This is a genomic window from Mesorhizobium sp. M0571, from assembly GCF_040320985.1.
GTDB lineage: Bacteria > Pseudomonadota > Alphaproteobacteria > Rhizobiales > Rhizobiaceae > Mesorhizobium.
In genome coordinates this window covers 1-16455 of record NZ_JAMYQT010000043.1, presented here as the reverse complement: position 1 = coordinate 16455, position 16455 = coordinate 1, and the positions used below count along the sequence as shown (strand labels likewise).

19 protein-coding genes are annotated in these 16455 nt (G+C 61.5%); 11 read left to right on the top strand and 8 right to left on the bottom strand.

The genetic code is table 11. The features are described 5' to 3' along the window. Positions 1-59: 59 nt before the first annotated feature. Entirely contained in the window at positions 60-809 is a 750-nt protein-coding gene (locus NKI85_RS30145) for a glucose 1-dehydrogenase (protein ID WP_352523904.1), read from the bottom strand. 104 nt (positions 810-913) lie between these two features. Here NKI85_RS30145 and NKI85_RS30140 point away from each other — a divergent pair, with 104 nt between their 5' ends. Next, entirely contained in the window at positions 914-1798 is an 885-nt protein-coding gene (locus tag NKI85_RS30140) for a LysR family transcriptional regulator (RefSeq protein ID WP_352779793.1), read from the top strand. Between the two features lie 97 nt (positions 1799-1895). Here NKI85_RS30140 and NKI85_RS30135 read toward each other — a convergent pair whose 3' ends face one another. Continuing rightward, complete coding sequence (locus tag NKI85_RS30135; RefSeq protein ID WP_352523907.1) at positions 1896-2324, bottom strand: VOC family protein; 429 nt, start codon at positions 2322-2324, stop codon at positions 1896-1898. Positions 2325-2397: 73 nt separating this feature from the next. Here NKI85_RS30135 and NKI85_RS30130 point away from each other — a divergent pair, with 73 nt between their 5' ends. Then, positions 2398-2565 carry a hypothetical protein gene (locus tag NKI85_RS30130; RefSeq protein ID WP_352523908.1) on the top strand — a complete coding sequence of 56 codons (168 nt, stop codon included), beginning with the start codon at positions 2398-2400 and terminating at the stop codon, positions 2563-2565. Then, a complete protein-coding gene (locus NKI85_RS30125; RefSeq protein WP_352523910.1) occupies positions 2562-3764 on the top strand; it encodes an MFS transporter in 1203 nt (400 codons plus the stop codon). Before NKI85_RS30130 ends, NKI85_RS30125 begins: the two co-directional genes overlap by 4 nt. 120 nt (positions 3765-3884) lie before the next feature. Here the strand turns inward: NKI85_RS30125 and NKI85_RS30120 are convergent, their stop codons facing one another. Beyond that, positions 3885-4787, bottom strand: coding sequence for a sigma-70 family RNA polymerase sigma factor (locus tag NKI85_RS30120; RefSeq protein ID WP_352524200.1), 903 nt, complete (start codon positions 4785-4787; stop codon positions 3885-3887). Between the two features lie 204 nt (positions 4788-4991). On the opposite strand from NKI85_RS30120, the gene NKI85_RS30115 reads away from it, so the two are divergent. The 7 genes from NKI85_RS30115 to NKI85_RS30085 all read left to right on the top strand — a co-directional run bounded on the left by NKI85_RS30115 (position 4992) and on the right by NKI85_RS30085 (position 13190). Next, complete coding sequence (locus NKI85_RS30115) at positions 4992-6398, top strand: MFS transporter (RefSeq protein ID WP_352523912.1); 1407 nt, start codon at positions 4992-4994, stop codon at positions 6396-6398. A 487-nt stretch (positions 6399-6885) separates the two neighbouring features. Further along, positions 6886-8079: an acyltransferase family protein gene (locus NKI85_RS30110; RefSeq protein ID WP_352523913.1), complete on the top strand. Its 1194-nt coding sequence runs from the start codon at positions 6886-6888 to the stop codon at positions 8077-8079. A gap of 2 nt (positions 8080-8081) precedes the next feature. Further along, entirely contained in the window at positions 8082-9185 is a 1104-nt protein-coding gene (locus NKI85_RS30105; protein ID WP_352523915.1) for a glycosyltransferase family 2 protein, read from the top strand. Positions 9186-9191: 6 nt separating this feature from the next. Beyond that, positions 9192-10220 carry a glycosyltransferase family 2 protein gene (locus tag NKI85_RS30100; protein ID WP_502896172.1) on the top strand — a complete coding sequence of 343 codons (1029 nt, stop codon included), beginning with the start codon at positions 9192-9194 and terminating at the stop codon, positions 10218-10220. 9 nt (positions 10221-10229) lie between these two features. Next, positions 10230-12017 carry an ABC transporter ATP-binding protein gene (locus tag NKI85_RS30095; RefSeq protein WP_352523917.1) on the top strand — a complete coding sequence of 596 codons (1788 nt, stop codon included), beginning with the start codon at positions 10230-10232 and terminating at the stop codon, positions 12015-12017. A gap of 134 nt (positions 12018-12151) precedes the next feature. Further along, entirely contained in the window at positions 12152-12370 is a 219-nt protein-coding gene (locus tag NKI85_RS30090; protein ID WP_352523919.1) for a hypothetical protein, read from the top strand. A gap of 115 nt (positions 12371-12485) precedes the next feature. Next, on the top strand, positions 12486-13190 hold the full coding sequence (locus tag NKI85_RS30085; RefSeq protein WP_352523920.1) for an SOS response-associated peptidase: 705 nt from the start codon (positions 12486-12488) through the stop codon (positions 13188-13190). Here the strand turns inward: NKI85_RS30085 and NKI85_RS30080 are convergent. Both NKI85_RS30080 and NKI85_RS30075 read right to left on the bottom strand, forming a co-directional pair. Continuing rightward, entirely contained in the window at positions 13187-13447 is a 261-nt protein-coding gene (locus NKI85_RS30080; protein ID WP_352523921.1) for a hypothetical protein, read from the bottom strand. The genes NKI85_RS30085 and NKI85_RS30080 overlap by 4 nt on opposite strands. Positions 13448-13450: 3 nt before the next feature. After that, positions 13451-13711: a hypothetical protein gene (locus NKI85_RS30075; RefSeq protein WP_352523922.1), complete on the bottom strand. Its 261-nt coding sequence runs from the start codon at positions 13709-13711 to the stop codon at positions 13451-13453. Between the two features lie 135 nt (positions 13712-13846). Between NKI85_RS30075 and NKI85_RS30070 the strand changes: the two genes are divergently transcribed. After that, a complete protein-coding gene (locus NKI85_RS30070; protein ID WP_352523924.1) occupies positions 13847-14062 on the top strand; it encodes a hypothetical protein in 216 nt (71 codons plus the stop codon). Here the strand turns inward: NKI85_RS30070 and NKI85_RS30065 are convergent. The 3 genes from NKI85_RS30065 to NKI85_RS30055 all read right to left on the bottom strand — a co-directional run bounded on the left by NKI85_RS30065 (position 14046) and on the right by NKI85_RS30055 (position 16051). Further along, positions 14046-14684: a hypothetical protein gene (locus NKI85_RS30065; RefSeq protein WP_352523926.1), complete on the bottom strand. Its 639-nt coding sequence runs from the start codon at positions 14682-14684 to the stop codon at positions 14046-14048. The two genes, NKI85_RS30070 and NKI85_RS30065, sit on opposite strands and share 17 nt — an antisense overlap. Positions 14685-14792: 108 nt before the next feature. Continuing rightward, positions 14793-15503 (bottom strand): hypothetical protein, encoded by a 711-nt coding sequence (locus NKI85_RS30060; RefSeq protein WP_352523927.1) that lies wholly within the window; start codon positions 15501-15503, stop codon positions 14793-14795. Positions 15504-15517: 14 nt separating this feature from the next. Continuing rightward, entirely contained in the window at positions 15518-16051 is a 534-nt protein-coding gene (locus tag NKI85_RS30055) for a hypothetical protein (protein WP_352523929.1), read from the bottom strand. Between the last annotated feature and the right edge of the window lie 404 nt (positions 16052-16455).

The window sequence follows — 16455 nt, the reverse complement described above, 5'->3', positions numbered from 1 at the left end:
ATCGACGTCGCGCTGCGTGTGGCATGGTGCGTGAAACGGCAGGTCCGCGCCCTCTACGCTTATCGCCAGCCGCCCGAGGCGGTGATGCGCTCGCCGGTCAGCCATGACGCGTCGTCGGAGGCGAGGAACACCGCGACGCCGGCGACGTCGTCGGGCTGGCCGAAGCGGCCGAGCGGGGTCATGGCGATGATCTGCTTTTCGAAGTCGCTGCCGACGATGCCGATGCGCTCGAGGCCTTCGGTGTCGACGCCACCGGGCGCGATGGCGTTGACGCGGATATTGCGGGCGCCGAGTTCTCTCGACATCGACAGCGTGATCGTGTCCACCGCGCCCTTGGTGGCGGCGTAGACGAGCGAGTTCGGCTGCGGATTGCGGCTGGCGATCGAGCTGATGTTGATGATGCTGCCGCCGCCCGGGCCGAAATGCTTCACCGCTTCCCGGATGGTCAGGATGATACCCAGCACATTGATGTCGAACTCGCGGTGGAACTCGGCCTCGGTCACCGCTTCCAGCGGCTCGAATGCGAAGACGCCGGCATTGTTGACCAGTATGTCGAGCCCGCCAAACTCCGATTTTGCCGCTTCGAAAAGACGACGCACGTCGGCCGCTTGCGATACGTCGCCCTGGACGGCGACGGCGCGGCCGCCACGGTCCTCGATCTCGGCGACGATCCGCTCGGCGCCTTCTCGCGAAGAGGCATAATTGACCACCACGGCGGCACCAGCCGCTGCAAAACCTTTGGCGATGGCGGCGCCGATGCCCTTGGAGGCGCCAGTGACGATGGCGACCTTGCCGTTCAGCTTGCTCATCAAATCTCTCCTCTATCGATTATCGATGATGAGCGGTATTTAATGACGATCAAAAAGCGTATTAGGATCGGCCTGATCCATTCTTTCGTGCCTGGAATTCCGTAATGACCACGATCCTCGAAAAGACCGCCGGCCTCGTCGCCTTCGTGCGCACGGTCGACGCCGGCTCGTTTCACGCCGCCAGCCGGCTGGTCGGCTCCAGCCCGTCGGCGGTATCGAAAAGTGTGGCGCGGCTCGAGCGCCGGCTCGGCGTCAGGCTGATCCAGCGCTCGACGCGCCGGCTCGGGCTGACCAGCGAAGGCATCGCCTATTACGAGCGGGTGGCGCCGCTGCTCAGGGCGCTGGACGATGCCGAAGACATCGTCCAGATGGCCGATACGGCGCGCGGCCTGCTGCGCGTTACAGCGCCGGTCGAACTCGGTCGCGGCCTGATCGCCGCATGGGCGCAAGCGTTCCTTTCGCAACATGGCGAAGTGAAACTTGAGCTCAGCGTCACCGACCGCCACGCCGATCTGATCCGCGAAGGCTATGACGTTGCCGTGCGCATGGGACCGCTCTCAGACACTGGGCTCGTCGCGCGCAAGATCGCCAATCTGCCGATCGTGCTGGTGGCCTCGCCCGCCTATGTCGAACGGCGCGGCCGTCCGGCTTCGATCGAGGATCTGGCAAACCATGACTTCATCCGCTACCAGATGGCCGGCCGGCCCTATCCCGTCACCTTTGCCGAGGGCACCATGATTGTGCCGGATGGGCGGCTCGACACCGATGATGGCGGCGCCATCCGCAATGCAGCACTTGCCGGCGCCGGCATCGCGCATCTGATGCGGTTTCCGTGCAGGACGATCTCGACGCCGGCCGGCTGGTCCGCATTCTGCCCGAGGTGGCGATGCCGACCATGCCGGTTCACATCGTCCATGCGTTCGGCAGGCAATTGCCGGTCCGCGCGCGGCTGTTCGTCGACTTCCTTGCGGGCCAAATGGCGATGCTGATGCGATAGCGCAGACGCATGGTCTATGACGCAACACCCAGCTTCTGGCAGAGACCAACCGTGCCGGCTTCTGCGCAGCGAACCACCCTTACCCAAAGCTAGAAGGTGATCTTCACTGAATCGGCGCTGCGGTTGGCCGGGCCGTGATGGACGGCCTCGATGTTATTGCCGTCGGGGTCGAGCAGGAAGGCGGCGTAATAGCCGGGATGGTAGGATCGTTCGCCCGGCGCGCCATTGTCGGTGCCGCCGGCACCAAGGCCGGCCCTGTAGAATGCGTCGACCATGGCGCGGTCCTTTGCCTGGAAGGCCAGGTGATGGCGGCCGGTCAGCTGTCCCCTGGCCGCCCGGCTGTCGGGGCTGGAGACGAACAGCTCGTCGGCCCAGAAATAATCATCGCCGGCGCCACCAATCGGTATGCCGAGCACGTTGAGAACCGCCTCATAGAAACGGCGGCTGGCCGCAAGATCCCTGACCACCAGTTGGAGGTGGTCGATGAGACGGCCGCGATGAAGTTCCTGATTTGCCATGCTTGACAGCTCCTGATCGCCGGTTGGAAATCTCGCTTCGAATGGTGCGCGGTCAATCCAGCAAAGCCGTGGAATGGGCAGCAAAGCCGTGGACCCGCGCCGTCGCGCCGACTGGATAAAAAATGCAACCGGATTGTCGGATTCAAAACATCTCCAACGTCCTTCGGACGCAAGCGGCTCGGCGAAGCTCGAAAAGGTCGTGCCGTATCAACGCTTCCGGCACGGGAGAAAAGTGAAATGAGCCTTCCCTATCGTTGGGTTATCGTCGCGGCTGGCGCGCTGATGACCTGTGTCGCCCTCGGGGCGATGTTCTCGCTGGCGATCTTCCTCGAACCGATGGCGCTCGACACACAATGGTCGCGCGCCGGCATATCGAGTGCGATGACGCTGAACTTCCTGGTGATGGGCCTCGGCGGCTTCGCCTGGGGCGCCATTTACGATCGCTTCGGCGCCCGCATCGTCGTCATGGTTGGCGCCGTGCTGCTCGGCCTGGCGCTGGTCCTGGCCAGCCGCACCGGCTCGCTGCTCGTTTTCCAATTGACCTATGGCGTGCTCGTCGGCCTCGCGGCAAGCGCCTTCTTCGCGCCGATGATCGCGCTGACCTCCGCCTGGTTCGACAAGAACCGCAGCCTTGCCGTCTCACTGGTCTCGGCCGGCATGGGCGTGGCGCCAATGACCATTTCGCCCTTCGCGCGCTGGCTGATTTCGGCCTATGACTGGCGCACCGCGATGTTCGACATCGGCATCACGGCGTGGGTGCTGCTTCTACCAGCCGCCTTGCTGGTGCGCCAGCCGCCCAAGCCCGCTGCTGACGGCGCCACCCCAAGCGTTGCAGCGGAGGGTGCCGGCATGACGGTCCCGCAGGCGCTGCGCTCGCCGCAATTCATCGTGTTGGGACTGACCTTCTTTGCCTGCTGCGCCGCGCATTCGGGGCCAATCTTCCATATGGTGAGCTATGCGATGCTGTGCGGCATAGCCCCGATGGCGGCGGTCAGCATCTACAGCATCGAGGGCTTGGCAGGGCTGGGTGGCCGGCTCCTTTACGGCGTGCTCGCCGATCGGCTGGGCGTCAAGCCGGTGCTGATCACCGGGCTGGCCATACAGGCCGTGGTCATCGCAGCCTATCTCGCGGTCAGTGAGCTTGGTCAATTCTACACGCTCGCCGTCATCTTCGGCGCCACCTATGGCGGCGTCATGCCGCTCTATGCGGTGCTGGCGCGCGAATATTTCGGCCAGCGCATCCTCGGCACGGTGTTCGGTGCCGTAACCATGCTGTCCAGCCTCGGCATGGCTTTCGGCCCGCTCGCCGGCGGCATGGTGTTCGATGCCTATGCCAGCTATTCCTGGCTGTTCATCGGCTCGGCCCTTGTCGGGCTTGGCGCGATGGCGATTGCGATCGCCTTCCCGCCGCTGCCGCGCAGGGAGTTGCAACCGGCTTAAAGCAGGATCGGCGAAAAAGGGCGGCCGCTTGGAGGCAAGCGGTCGCGATCCAAAATAGCTGGTGCGGTCCCGGGAAGCGGTCTGGCCAGTGCTCGGTTCGATATTCTGAAAAGAGAATTGCTACGCTCGCAGAGGCACCACCTCGGCGCCATCAAGCGTGTAGCGCGCATAGCGGAAATCGCGAATTCTCACCAATCTGTCGTCCGCCCATTCCAGCAGGATAAAGTATTTTGGCCCTCCGGCCGAGTCATCCGGATCGATCACAAGAATGGCTGGGTGCCGATCGACCAGGCCTGGAAGCAGCCGCCAATCGTGGATACCCGCGTAATTGTGGAAGTACCGGCCCACATTTGTGCGGCCACTCGCCCGGAGCCGGTTGACGAGGTCAAGCCGCACGTCGTCGGCCAGCATGTCGCGGATGGTATCGAAGTCGCGGGCGTTGAACCGCTCCACGTATTCTGCCAGACGCGCCCGCTCGGGCTCGGCCAACACCGGCACAGGCCGGTCGTCAGGCTCGCCGGCGACCTCGCGCAGGCGCAGACGGCCGCGATGGAGTGCGGCTTTCACCGCCGGAACGCTGCTGTCGATAATGTTGCCGATTTCTTCGATCGTATAGCCGAGCACATCCATAAGGATGACGCTGCTACGCTGCGCGGCGGGCAGGCGCATAAAGGTTTGCAGGCTTGCGGCTGCAGTGTGACGACTCTCGGCCGACATACCGGGGTCAGGTATCATATCGATATCCTCAACGACATGCGCGGCATCCAACCTGGCACGACGGCGTAGATGGTCGAGCGCGGCATTGTGCGCGATGCGGAACAGCCAGCCCTCGACATTGGCTATCGGCCCGGTCCCGGGGAACGCCTCGAGGGCCTTGACCGTAGCTTCTTGGACGACATCCTCGGCATCGATCACCGAACCGGTCATGCGGGCACAATAGCGGTGCAGTTTCGGCCGCAATTCGCCGAGCAGCCGGTCAAATGGCTCCCGTCCTTCCGGCGTGCCGGTTGCGGATCCGGTCATCGCACAAGGATCGATTTCAAGCGTATCTCCCAGGGCAGACGCGCCCGTCATCGGGCGAAGCGTCTTGTAGACGCTCGACGATGGCAAAAGGATTCGGTCGAAAAAACTTTCTTTAGCTGGAATCCTTTGATGGTCCCTACGCGTCTCTGGAACGTGGGCTCGTGAACTACCGGGCCCTCTGTCCAATCCGGAGGCGCTACAATCATGAGCAAGCAAAGTGCGGGATCAACGAAGGTCTGGGTTCTCGCCCTCACGTCGATAGGCTCTTTGATGGTCGTTCTCGATGCGATGGTCGTCGCGACCGCATTGAGTACGATGCGGATCGAGCTCGATGCCTCGCTGGAGACGCTGCAATGGACGATGAACGCCTACAATTTGAGTTTTGCCGTTTTGCTCATGACCGGGGCAGCGCTCGGTGACAGGTTCGGCCGCCGCCGTACGCTCGTCGCCGGGTTGGCGCTGTTCGTCGCAGCGTCGGTTGCCTGCGCGCTCGCTGGTAGTGCCGGATTGCTGATTGCGGCCCGTGCGGTTCAGGGCGCAGGTGCCGCAATGGTCATGCCGCTGGCCATGGCGTTGCTGAGCGTCGCTTTCCCCCCGGAGGAACGAGGCAAGGCGCTGGGGATCTTCAGCAGCATCACCGGCCTGGCCCTGATCATCGGTCCGATGGCGGGCGGTGCGATCTCCGAAGGCCTCTCCTGGCACTGGATCTTCTGGCTTAATGTCCCGGTCGGCATCGTTCTCATCCCGCTGGTGCTGCGTCGGATTCCGGAGAGTTACGGGCCGGGCACGGCAATCGATGTCCTCGGCGTCGTGCTGGTAACTGCGGCGTCATTTGGAGTGGTCTGGGGTCTGATGCGCGGCAACATCGTGGGCTGGAGCAGCTCTGAAGTGCTGACGGCGCTGACTGCCGGGCTGCTTCTCGCCATCGCATTCGTCCTTTGGCAGTTGCGTACCCGTGAGCCTATGCTGCCTTTGCGGTTCTTTCGGGCACGCGCATTCTCCTCGGGCGTCGGCGCGAACTTCCTGCTTTGCGCCGCCATGTACGGGCTCGTGTTCCTGTTGCCGCAGTTTCTGCAGTTTGCCCAGAGCCGTGGGCCGCTCGGCGCCGGTATGGGATTGCTGCCCTGGACTGCCACGCTTTTCGTGGTCGCACCGATCTCCGGCAGCCTGATCAACCGCGTCGGCGAGCGCTGGCTTGTCGTGGCCGGATTGATCCTGCAAGCGGCTGGAATGGCTTGGCTGGCGCAGATCGCAGCACCTGATCTGCCCTACATCCAGCTAGTCGCCCCACTGATCATTACGGGCGCCGGCGTATCGATGGCCATGCCTGCCGCGCAGAACGCGGTCCTCAATGCGGTCGCGCGGCCGGAGGTCGGCAAGGCTGCCGGCACGTTCAACACGTTCCGCTTCCTCGGCGGCGTGTCAGGGATCGCCATCGCCGGTGCGGTGTTCGCCGGGACGGGAAGCTTCGAGTCCACAACTGCCTTCAGCGACGGCTTCGCGTCAGCAATCGGCGTCTCCGCTCTGCTCTCGCTCGCCGGCGCGCTCGTTGGAATGGGGCTCCCGGAGCGTCGCACAGTGGTGCTCGCGAATGCGAGCAAGGAGGCGTAATGTCGCTCGGAGGCGGAAAGCTCGCGTGGGTGCCGCGAAGCGGGTCCCGCTTCAACACGCCGCTTCCGGGGGCTTTTCTGTCGCCGGCTCTGTCGGTCGCGACCGCATACCCACCGCTGCCGCGAACGGAGTTGCAGCCGGCACAGCAACAGCGGGCCCGCTGGGCCAACCTATCCCCAGACGAATTTTGCGCCCGTGAAGGCGGCGAGTATGCTGCATCGCAGCACATCTGCCGCCGATATCGGCGCGCCAGGCAGCGCGCGATAATCGTCAAAAGTGGACAATTCAGGCTGTTTCCTGCTGTTTTTTGAGCCTTTATTAGCCACGCCTCACGTGCCTGTTTCAAATGTGTCAACTTTTTGTGTTGCGTTGCACAATGTTCGCCCTATTCTGCCTGAGGGGGGCGCTTCCGATTGGAATGCGCCGTGAACGACGCCGCCATGTTGACCAATTGGCAGTTTCGCCGTCCCGCCGGCGCACGCCGCTGATGGGAAACGCGCGCGACACGCAATTGGACGCGCTGAGGGCCATCGCCGTGACGATGGTGCTGTACTCTCATTTCTTCGCGGCCGGAGGGTCCTCGTTCTGGGGCCATATCGGCGTGCGCCTGTTCTTCGTGCTGAGCGGCTTTCTGATCACCCGCCTGCTGCTGGAAGCCCGCTCGGCCGCCGAATTCGAAGCCGCGCCGGCGCTGAAATCCTTCTATATCAGGCGGGCGCTGCGGATATTCCCGCCCTATTTCGCCGTGTTGGGTTTCGTCTGGCTGGTGGACCTGGAGCAGTCCAGGGGATCGCTGATCTGGCATGCGCTCTATCTGTCGAATTTCTGGTACGCATCGCAGAATGAATGGACGCCCTGGCTGCTCTGCCATTTCTGGAGCCTGAGCATCGAGGAGCAGTTCTATATTGCCTGGCCGCTGATCGTTTTGCTGGCGCCGCGCCGGCGCCTCGAGGCGATCTGCGTCGGCGTTATCCTGTTGTCGCTGGCCTATCGCTTTTACTGGCCGATCGCTGGAACGCCCAGCCTAGCGCGCGACCTGCTGCCGCCGGCGTCGATGGATGCACTGGCGTCAGGCGCGCTGCTTGCTGCCTACCGGTCAAGAGCTTCTGGCTTGCCGCAATGGCTTCGAGTTGGCTGGCCGGGGCTCGCGGCGGCGTTTTTCGTTCTGCAGTGGTTTGCGCCGACGCCGGCAAATCCCGTGCAGGAATGGGGCCTCTGGCTGCTGTTGCAGATCCTGCCTGTCGCGCCGCTGGTGGTCATCGTCGCAAGCTGTTCGACGGGCATTGGCGGTCGCGCCGGAAAACTTCTCGAACTGCCGCCGCTACTCGGTTTTGGCCGCATCAGCTACGGCGTCTATCTCTACCATCCCATAGTGCTGGCGCTGGTCGTCAAGTCGCAGCCTTGGGTGCCGCTCAACGTCTCGGAGCAAGGGCCGGGGCGGTTCCTGGTGGCGGGAACGGCGACCCTCATGCTGGCTTCAGTCTCGTGGCTGCTTTTCGAAAAGCCGCTCAACAGCCTGAAGCGCCACTTCCCCTATGTTGCTCGAAGCGGCCGCGCCGGCTTCCCGACAGGCGTCAACACGACCAATGCCGGATGGCTCGCGGCAGGAGCGTATCTGGGTACGCCGGTTGATGGCACATCACGCTTGCCACGCAATCTGCAACGAACCGATCGGGGCTGATCATGGCTGCGCCGTTGGTGTCCGTTCTGCTGCCGATCTACAATGCGGGACCTTATCTGGCCGCTGCGCTGGGCAGCATCCTGCGCCAGGATTACGATCGCCTGGAGGTCATCGCCATCGATGACGGCTCGACCGACAACTCGCTGCAGGTCCTGCAGAAATACCGCCAGGCCGACAACCGCATCTCGATCATCTCACGCGAAAACCGCGGCCTGATCGCAACGCTGAACGAAGGCTTGGCCGTGGCCCGCGGCGATCTGGTCGCCCGGATGGACGCCGACGACATTGCCTATCCCTCGCGCCTGTCGCGTCAGGTCGCGCTGTTCAACCAGCAGCCTGACCTCGCTCTATGCGGCGCAAGCTTCGATACCTTGCTTGGCAACCGCATCGTCAGGGGTATGCCCGACCCGGTATTCCAGGACAATATCCTGCGAGTATTGTCGATGTTCTTCACGATCTTCATGCATTCGACGGTGGTATATAACAGGAGGATCATCGAAGACCGCGTTCTATACTATGACGAAAGCTACAAGCACGCCGAGGATTTCGATCTGTTCAGACGGCTGACCGATCGTTATCCGGCAGCCATGATCCCCGAAAGCCTGATCGCCTATCGTATCCATGACGACAGCGTGACCAACAGGCACAAGCGGGAAATGCGCAGGACGCATTTGAAGATCGTGGCCGAGAACCTCGAGCGCGAAGGGCTCGCGGAAGAAACGCAAGACCTCCGCGCCATCGGTGAGGTCCTGTCGATGGACACGGTTCGCCGTGTCGCCGAATGGATCCTCGCGCTGGAAGAAAGGATAGCCGGGCTGCCGGCCGAGACGAGGCCGAGCTATCAGGCCGGCACGCTGAACCTGTTCTATTTCCTCTACCAGCTCATAGCGGGGGAAAGGCAGCCGTTGCTGATGCACGAATTCCTGACGCGGACGGCGAAATGGAAACTCATCCGGCGCCGCGAGCAGTACGTGTTTCGGACCGGTGCCTTCGCGCCGCGTTTCAGTCTCGTCTCGATGTCGATCACCAGGCAGGTCGATGCCTTGTCACGGTATCTGCAATCCGTGCCGGCCGCGGCGGTTTTGCCTTCGAACCAGTTGAGCTAGCAGCGCATGTTCGTCAAATCGCACCAGCTCCAGCAACGCGGCCGCTCGACGGTGCCGGCGGCCATGTCGCCCCGGCCGCAGCACGGGCCGGCGCCGGCGGTCAGCTTCATTGTCTGCACGCGCGACCGCGTCGCCGTGCTCGAGCCCTGCATCAGGTCGATTCAGGCCGCCTGTCGCGCCCATACCGCTTTTGCCGCCGAACTGGTGGTTGTCGACAACGGCTCGACCGACAGCACGGCAGAACGGCTGGCCAGCATCGCCGAACTGTCGGACATCCCGCTCACCGCTATTTGTGAGCCACGACCCGGACTGGCGGCTGCGCGCAATGCCGGCTTGGAGCGCGCGCGGGGCCGCGTGCTGGTCTTCGTCGACGATGATTGCGCAGTCCACAAGGATTATTTGCGCGATCTGCAGCGGCACTATGCGGCCGGCGAACGGGTCATCAGGGGCGGGCGCGTCGAGATCGGCGATCCCCGGGACCTGCCGTTCACGATCAAACGGTCGCCGGTGCGCGAGCGGCTTACCCCCGATGTCCATCCCGGCGGCTTCGTGCTCGGCTGCAACATGACGATGCACCGCGATGTTGCCGCCCGCATCGGGCGTTTCGACGAACGGTTCGGTGCCGGCGGTCCGCTGCGCTCGGCGGAGGATACGGATTATCTGGTGCGGGCGGTGCTGCTCGGCATCCCGGTCGAGTATGTGCCGGACATGACGATTTACCACCATCACGGCCGGCGCGACCGCAAGGCCATCGAAAAGCTGCACCGCGACTACAGTATGGGCAATGGCGGGCTTTGCCTGAAGCATATTCGCCATGCACCGTGGCTGCTTCGGCATTTCTACTGGTCGACGAGGGCGGCCTTCCGCGAACTGGTGAATGGTCCCCCGTTCGACCATGAACTCAAGCTGTCGCACTGGCCGATCGTCGGCATGAATCTGCTCGGCGCAGCCAAATTCGCGGTGCTTTTGCTGGCGAAATCGCCGCAGCCGGCGCAGATGCGACAGGAGCAACAGGCAAATGCCGAGGCGAGGTGATCCGCCACTATGCGAATAATGCCGCCTAGCCTGCCGATGCTGCGCCGCGCGCTTGGAAGAAAGCAGTTGCGCCTGCTTCCTGCCGTGGTGGTGCTCGGGCTGCTCAGCGCGGCGCTTGAAGGCTTCGGCATCGGCCTGATCATCCCGTTGCTGAACATAATCATGGGCCAGCAGGGGCAGACCGGCATGGCCGGCTTTTCCGCCGTCTTCCAGCATGTCGGGTCGAGCTTGAGCGAGCGCGACCGGCTGATCGTCATTTCGGTCGCCATCCTCGGCTCCATCCTCCTGAAGAACCTTTTCGCCTTCGCCAACACGCTGCTGACCACCTTCATCTACGGCAAGGCAAGCCATTCGATCCGCAGCGCGCTGTCGGAGCAGCTGCTGCGGGTGGGCTACCCGTTCTTCCTGCAGCAAAGCCCCGGACGGCTGCTCAACATCATCTCCAACGAATCCTGGCGGGCCTCGGATGCCATCCAGATCACGTTGGGGGCAATCGTCAATGCATCGGCCGCGATCATCCTTCTGGCTTTCCTGCTGCTTTTATCGTGGCAGATGACGCTGCTGGTCACGCTGGGGCTGGCCCTCGTCCAGGTCGCGCACGCCATGCTGTCGGCCAATCTGAAGGCGCCGAGCCGCAGCGTCGCCTCCCGCAACAGCCAGCTCGCATCGCAGATGCTGCATCTGGTGCATGCCGGACGGCTGATCCGCATTTTCGGCCAGGAGCAACGCGAGAAGGCGGCATTCGACCAGGCGTCGGATGCGGTGCGCCGGGCTGCCTTCGTCCTGCTGACGCGCCAGGGAGCGTTGCCGCCGCTGACCGAGGTCCTGCACGCCATGCTGTTCCTGGCGGTGGTGATCGGCGCCTGGTTCGCCAATGTCAGCTTCCCGCTGATCGTCGCCTTCGTCATCCTGCTGTATAGGCTGCAGCCCTATATGCGGTCTTTGCAAATGGCCTGGAGCCAGCTGCAAGGCCTGAGCGGATCGCTGGAAGAGGTGACGTGGATGCTGGACCCGTCCGACAAGCCCCAGCCGCCGCAAGGCAACAGGCCATTCCCCGGGCTCAGCCAAGGCATCAAGTTCGAAGACGTTACCTTTACCTATTCCGGCTCGGAGCAGCGCGCGGTGGTGCTGCATGCGGCGAGTTTCGACCTCCGCAGCGGCCGCTCGACCGCGCTGATTGGCCGGTCGGGCGCGGGCAAGACAACGATCGTCAATCTCCTGTGCCGCTTCGTCGAACCGGATAGCGGCAGGATTCTCGTCGATGGATCGCCTCTCGACCGGATCGACCCCAGCCAATGGCGAAAGCATATCGCGCTCGCCAGCCAGGAGCTGGAACTGGTCGACGGCACGATTTTTGAAAACATAATCTACGGGCAGGACGCGGCCTCCACCGCCGACGCCGAGCGCGCCGCAAGACTGGCCGAAGCGCATGGGTTTATCGAGCAACTGCCGCAGGGCTACAGGACGGTCGTCGGCTACCGCGGTGTCAATCTCTCGGCGGGACAGCGGCAGCGGATCGCACTGGCCAGAGCCCTGGTGCGCGATCCCGATATCCTCATCCTGGACGAAGCCACCAATGCAGTCGACGGCCTGTCGGAAGCGGCGATCGTCGAGACGCTCAAGTCGCGGGCCGGCCGCCGTACCACCATCGTTATCAGCCATCACCGCAGCACCATCTCGTTCTGCGACGACGTTGTGATCCTGAGCCACGGCCGTGTGCAAAAGCAGGCGCCCTTCGCGGCGCTGGCGACGCTCAGCATGGACGAGCTCTACCAGCACGAGGCGCTGGACGGCTGAGGGCCTCGGTTCCGAGAAAACCTCGCACGGTACCGGTTTTATACAATCCCTGATTGGTGGACTCGCTCGCCGCCCTCGACGTTAACTTTGCGTTAGCGACAGGAGGGGGAAGATCGCTAACGGGAGGAAGAAAAATGAGAGAAAACTACGATCTGACGATCGACTACGACAACGAGCCGTACGACAGCAAGCCCTACGATCTAGCCACATTCGCGAACAAGCACGGCCTCAACATTCGAGCCGCCGAGCTTCTTCTCTTTGCCAAAGGCCCATCCCGAGCGGCGTGCGATGCCGCGGCGAGAGCCTTCCTCGCGGCAGTCGCCGCACAAGCTATGAGACAATCGGCGCGGTAGGTCTCATTGAAAAGCCATTGCTGACACGGCCGGCCGTGTCAGCAACCGGGCGGACAGCGCTGGAAATTCCGGGCCGTTTCCAACAAGATGCCTGAGCATTTGGGAACGGCTCGGAATGTGCAATCTCTACAACATCACGACCAGCCAGGAGGCCATCCGCCAGTGGACCCGCGCCTTGCGCGACATCCTCGGCAATCTCGAACCCTCCATCGACATCTATCCCAACCAGCCAGGCCCGGTGGTGCGGAACGCGCCGGACGGGGAACGCGAATTGGCCAATCTGCTGTGGGGCATGCCGACGCCGCTGGAGCGGGTCAAGGGCAAGGCCGACTACGGCACCACCAATATCCGCAACCCGCAATACGGCCATTGGCAGCAATATCTCGGTATCGAGAACCGCTGCGTGGTGCCCGTCACCAGTTTCGCCGAGCCGAGCCCGACGCCCGGCGACAAGGACCCCGAGACCGGCATTCAGCGCAACTACTGGTTTGCACTCGGCGAGCACCGCCCACTGTTCTTCTTCGCCGGCCTGTGGACGCGCTGGCAGGGCATTCGCAAGGTCAAGGACGGCCCCGCCGATCACCAGGTCTATGGCTTCATGACGACCAGGCCCAACGCGCTGATCGCGCCGATCCACGAAAAGGCAATGCCGGTGATCCTGACCACGCCGGAAGAAACCGAGACATGGCTCACCGCGCCGTGGTCGGAGGCAAGGCACCTGCAGCGCCCGGCGCCCGGTGATGCGCTGGTGATCGTCGAAAAACCGGCGACGCAGATCAAGTTTCCGCAGCAGGCGCCGGCGCAAGGCTCATTGTTCTAGCGCTTGACCTTCTGCAGCACCCAGATGTAGCCCTTGGGCGGATGATCCTGGTCGATGAACTGCGTCTTCACCGTCGTGTCCTTCCGGCTGCATCGCTTGCACCTGAACCTGATCGCTTCCAGCGGCTTGTTCCAGCCCACCACCTGGGCGACATCATTGGCCTTGAAGCGTCCGACATGGTAGCAATGGCCGCACTCCACGATGAGCAGCATGTTGGCCTTGGCGGCACGCCCAACGCTGTCCATCGGCCCGGCCATGGGTCACTTCCGGGTCGAGTAATCCTCGGGGAGGGGAAGCAGGCCAAGGTGCGCCATCCGATAATCGGGCTGCTTCTCCGCGACGCTGGCCAGCACCTCGTGCAATTTCTCGACAAGCCCGCAAAGCTGCCAGAACAGCTCGCCATGCGCCTTGAGATGCAACTGCGACGACTGCACAGTCCTGCGCAGGCTCAAAGCGTCCCTGATGAGCGCCTCCGCATCCCTTGCCGACAGCCTGTCAAACCGGCTTTTTCGTCTGCCCATCGCGGCTCTCCTCGATTTGTGAGCAACCGCCCCGCCTGCTGACAAATAGGAAGGCATTCCTCGCTGAGTCAACTCGCTCTTGACATTTTTGTTCCCGTTTTGTTCAATTCAACAGGCACGATCGGAGGCGCCGCCATGGACCACATTGTGACACTGGACAGCCGCCAGGAGGTAGCGCTGCAGGCCATCGCTGACAAGTTCATTGCATTGCATAAGGGAGATGCGGTTAAGGCGCTGAAGGAGATGATTGTGCTCAATGGGCATCTGCAGGAGCGGCTTGACGCGGGTGGAGGGAGCGCGCCGGGTGAGAGGCTAGAAGGGTGCCGCTCAACCTTCACTGAACAGAAATGAGCCACTCCGCTAACATTTGTTCGCCGGCACTGGTTACGAAATACTGGCCTGTTGAAGACAAATGAACATAGCGTTTCTTGACTAGGTCTTTAAGTCCGTTGCTGACCGAGGGCTGACTGCACTTGACAGCGGTACCTAATTCGGTGCGCGTCAATCCTGCCGGCCTTGCATGGGCCAGTAGTAACAGCAGCTCATACTTTGCCGCGACGGGTTTACCCACAAACACTTCTCCATCGATGGCCTCGATCAATGGGATCGAAGTTCGCGTCAGCGCAAGCATCGCCTGGGCTACAGCTTTGTCATCACTGACATGATAGAGCCGTAGGAACTCTGCGATGATCCAACTCGCCCCTGCCACCGCTAGGGATACGTCAATGGAAGTTGGATCAATTTCCTTCACGTGCACGGCGTTTCGCTTGCTGCGGAGGTCGTAGATCATGCCATAAGCGGCACGAGGTATGAGGAATCGCAGCGAATCCGAAAGTGACGTGTCGTTTTCTATCTGCTTCATAGTTTGGGCGACCTGTTTTATCTCGACGGGCGTGGTGCCCGTACGGAGATGTTCGATCGTCCGAAACACCTGCTCGACGAGCCGGCCGCCTTTCACCAGCGCGCCCTCCAAGTCTCCAGCGCGATGTTTTGCTAATAATTGCTCGTAAGCGTCGACCAGTTCAGTTACCAGCAGGGTTGGATATGTGCGGACAGGTTCGCGATGATGGTGTCGCGCATGTTAAGCCGCCCTATAGCCCCATATTTCCTTGTTTCCGTTGATGACCTTTTTGCGCTTCAACTTGCCGTTTCGAACCAGATCGGCGATGGGTCCAGATAGGGATGTTGTCTTGGCTATAATTGCGCGCTCATGTAGCTCAGCCAAGACTTGTGGCAAAGTCCGCACCTCTGAGAAGAAGTCATCTTTTACTAACCGGTCTAGCGATGCCCGGATCGGCACAACCGATTTCCGCCTGCTTGTTTGACCAGTCTGGATGGTCGCCTGTTCATCTGGCGAAAGCGTTTTCGCTATCTTGTCAGCTTTACCGGCAGTGCGCTTGGCGGGAGCCAACGCCTTCTCCCCCGCAACCGTGCTCGCAATTGCCTCGAGGTTGGCTACCTTGACCGAATAATGGCCATCAACAACTGCAAGAAGGCGGGAATCTTTCAATTTCTTGAGCGTGGGGCGCAAAGAGCCGCCATGGATGCCAGTAAGCGCTTCCAAAGCAGCAGGTCGCGTGTCGGCCGAGCGAGTTTCGTCGGTCACGTACTTCCAGCCCACAATCGCAACAAGCATTACTAGAACTTTGGCGTCGTTCCCCAATGCCATGCCGGCCCGGGTAAATACGATTTCGTAGGTTCCTGGATCATACCGGATATAATCGGCTATGATCTTCTCGATCATCTCCTCCGTGATCTTGCCACGATCCGCAACCAAATCCTTGAGAGCCATGGATGCGTATCCTCTTACTTCTTCGCGTCGGCCCCGAAGTGCCGATCAACAGCCTGTATTCCGGTTTTGGTCACGTAGTAGTGGCCCGCCTTTTGATGTGCCCCGGCGATTGCCCCAGCTTTGATGGCCACCCCGAAATCTCGCGGGAAATTCGAGGGCATAGGTTCTCTCGCAGCAGCAAAGCGGTCCTTTATGTCCTCACGGGAGAAGGTGGGCTGACCCTCATGAAGGCCAATATAATGACCTATTGCCACAATTTGATCCGGCTTACGCACTGCTTTGACCTCGTCGAGAAATTCTCTGAGCGAGATTTTAACTGCTAGCTCTACCGGCGCTCCCGTGGATGCGGTCGAAGTATTACTGGCAGACATATCTCTGCCAATAACCACGCTCATGATCGCAGCAAATTGATCTGGGCTGATCTCACGCTTGATCTCGACCCCATTCCCCTTTAGCGTCAGTGTGAACTGCTCCAGCCCTTCATTATCAGCCATTTCAGCACCATCCCTATCGCGACAATCTAAAGCTGTATCGTCGCCGTCGTTCAATGTCAACGCGCCGACGTTGAAGTTTTCTACATGTCTGTGGATATCTGATATTGTCTGAGATAAAATGCTTTTGTTACAGCGAGTTATGATCCCATGCTCTTCTGCAATGTTTCAATGTGTATAGTGATGCCGGGTAGAAGTCTGTATGCAAGACATTATATACGAAAATTATCCCCATGAAATCAATGCCTTAAAGCGGCTTGTCCGCTGACGTCCTATTGACATACAGAATTGCATGAGAAGCGTACGTTAAAATCTCGATAGAGCCGAGCACGTTTGATCGGCGCGTGTGTGAGCGCTAAGAGGCCGTTTTGAAAATCGGCTTACTGGGGTTTCGTCTGAGGCTGGGTTATGATTCAAGCTGTGGATGTGGACAAAGCAGAGCCGTGGCCGGATGGCCCAGA

Excerpts from the sequence above, each read along its gene's own strand:
- NKI85_RS30145 (WP_352523904.1), bottom strand. The coding sequence starts at position 809 with ATGAGCAAGCTGAACGGCAAGGTCGCCATCGTCACTGGCGCCTCCAAG.
- NKI85_RS30140 (WP_352779793.1), top strand. The coding sequence starts at position 914 with ATGACCACGATCCTCGAAAAGACCGCCGGCCTCGTCGCCTTCGTGCGC.
- NKI85_RS30135 (WP_352523907.1), bottom strand. The coding sequence starts at position 2,324 with ATGGCAAATCAGGAACTTCATCGCGGCCGTCTCATCGACCACCTCCAA.
- NKI85_RS30130 (WP_352523908.1), top strand. The coding sequence starts at position 2,398 with ATGGGCAGCAAAGCCGTGGACCCGCGCCGTCGCGCCGACTGGATAAAA.
- NKI85_RS30125 (WP_352523910.1), top strand. The coding sequence starts at position 2,562 with ATGAGCCTTCCCTATCGTTGGGTTATCGTCGCGGCTGGCGCGCTGATG.
- NKI85_RS30120 (WP_352524200.1), bottom strand. The coding sequence starts at position 4,787 with ATGACCGGATCCGCAACCGGCACGCCGGAAGGACGGGAGCCATTTGAC.
- NKI85_RS30115 (WP_352523912.1), top strand. The coding sequence starts at position 4,992 with ATGAGCAAGCAAAGTGCGGGATCAACGAAGGTCTGGGTTCTCGCCCTC.
- NKI85_RS30110 (WP_352523913.1), top strand. The coding sequence starts at position 6,886 with ATGGGAAACGCGCGCGACACGCAATTGGACGCGCTGAGGGCCATCGCC.
- NKI85_RS30105 (WP_352523915.1), top strand. The coding sequence starts at position 8,082 with ATGGCTGCGCCGTTGGTGTCCGTTCTGCTGCCGATCTACAATGCGGGA.
- NKI85_RS30100 (WP_502896172.1), top strand. The coding sequence starts at position 9,192 with ATGTTCGTCAAATCGCACCAGCTCCAGCAACGCGGCCGCTCGACGGTG.
- NKI85_RS30095 (WP_352523917.1), top strand. The coding sequence starts at position 10,230 with ATGCGAATAATGCCGCCTAGCCTGCCGATGCTGCGCCGCGCGCTTGGA.
- NKI85_RS30090 (WP_352523919.1), top strand. The coding sequence starts at position 12,152 with ATGAGAGAAAACTACGATCTGACGATCGACTACGACAACGAGCCGTAC.
- NKI85_RS30085 (WP_352523920.1), top strand. The coding sequence starts at position 12,486 with ATGTGCAATCTCTACAACATCACGACCAGCCAGGAGGCCATCCGCCAG.
- NKI85_RS30080 (WP_352523921.1), bottom strand. The coding sequence starts at position 13,447 with ATGGCCGGGCCGATGGACAGCGTTGGGCGTGCCGCCAAGGCCAACATG.
- NKI85_RS30075 (WP_352523922.1), bottom strand. The coding sequence starts at position 13,711 with ATGGGCAGACGAAAAAGCCGGTTTGACAGGCTGTCGGCAAGGGATGCG.
- NKI85_RS30070 (WP_352523924.1), top strand. The coding sequence starts at position 13,847 with ATGGACCACATTGTGACACTGGACAGCCGCCAGGAGGTAGCGCTGCAG.
- NKI85_RS30060 (WP_352523927.1), bottom strand. The coding sequence starts at position 15,503 with ATGGCTCTCAAGGATTTGGTTGCGGATCGTGGCAAGATCACGGAGGAG.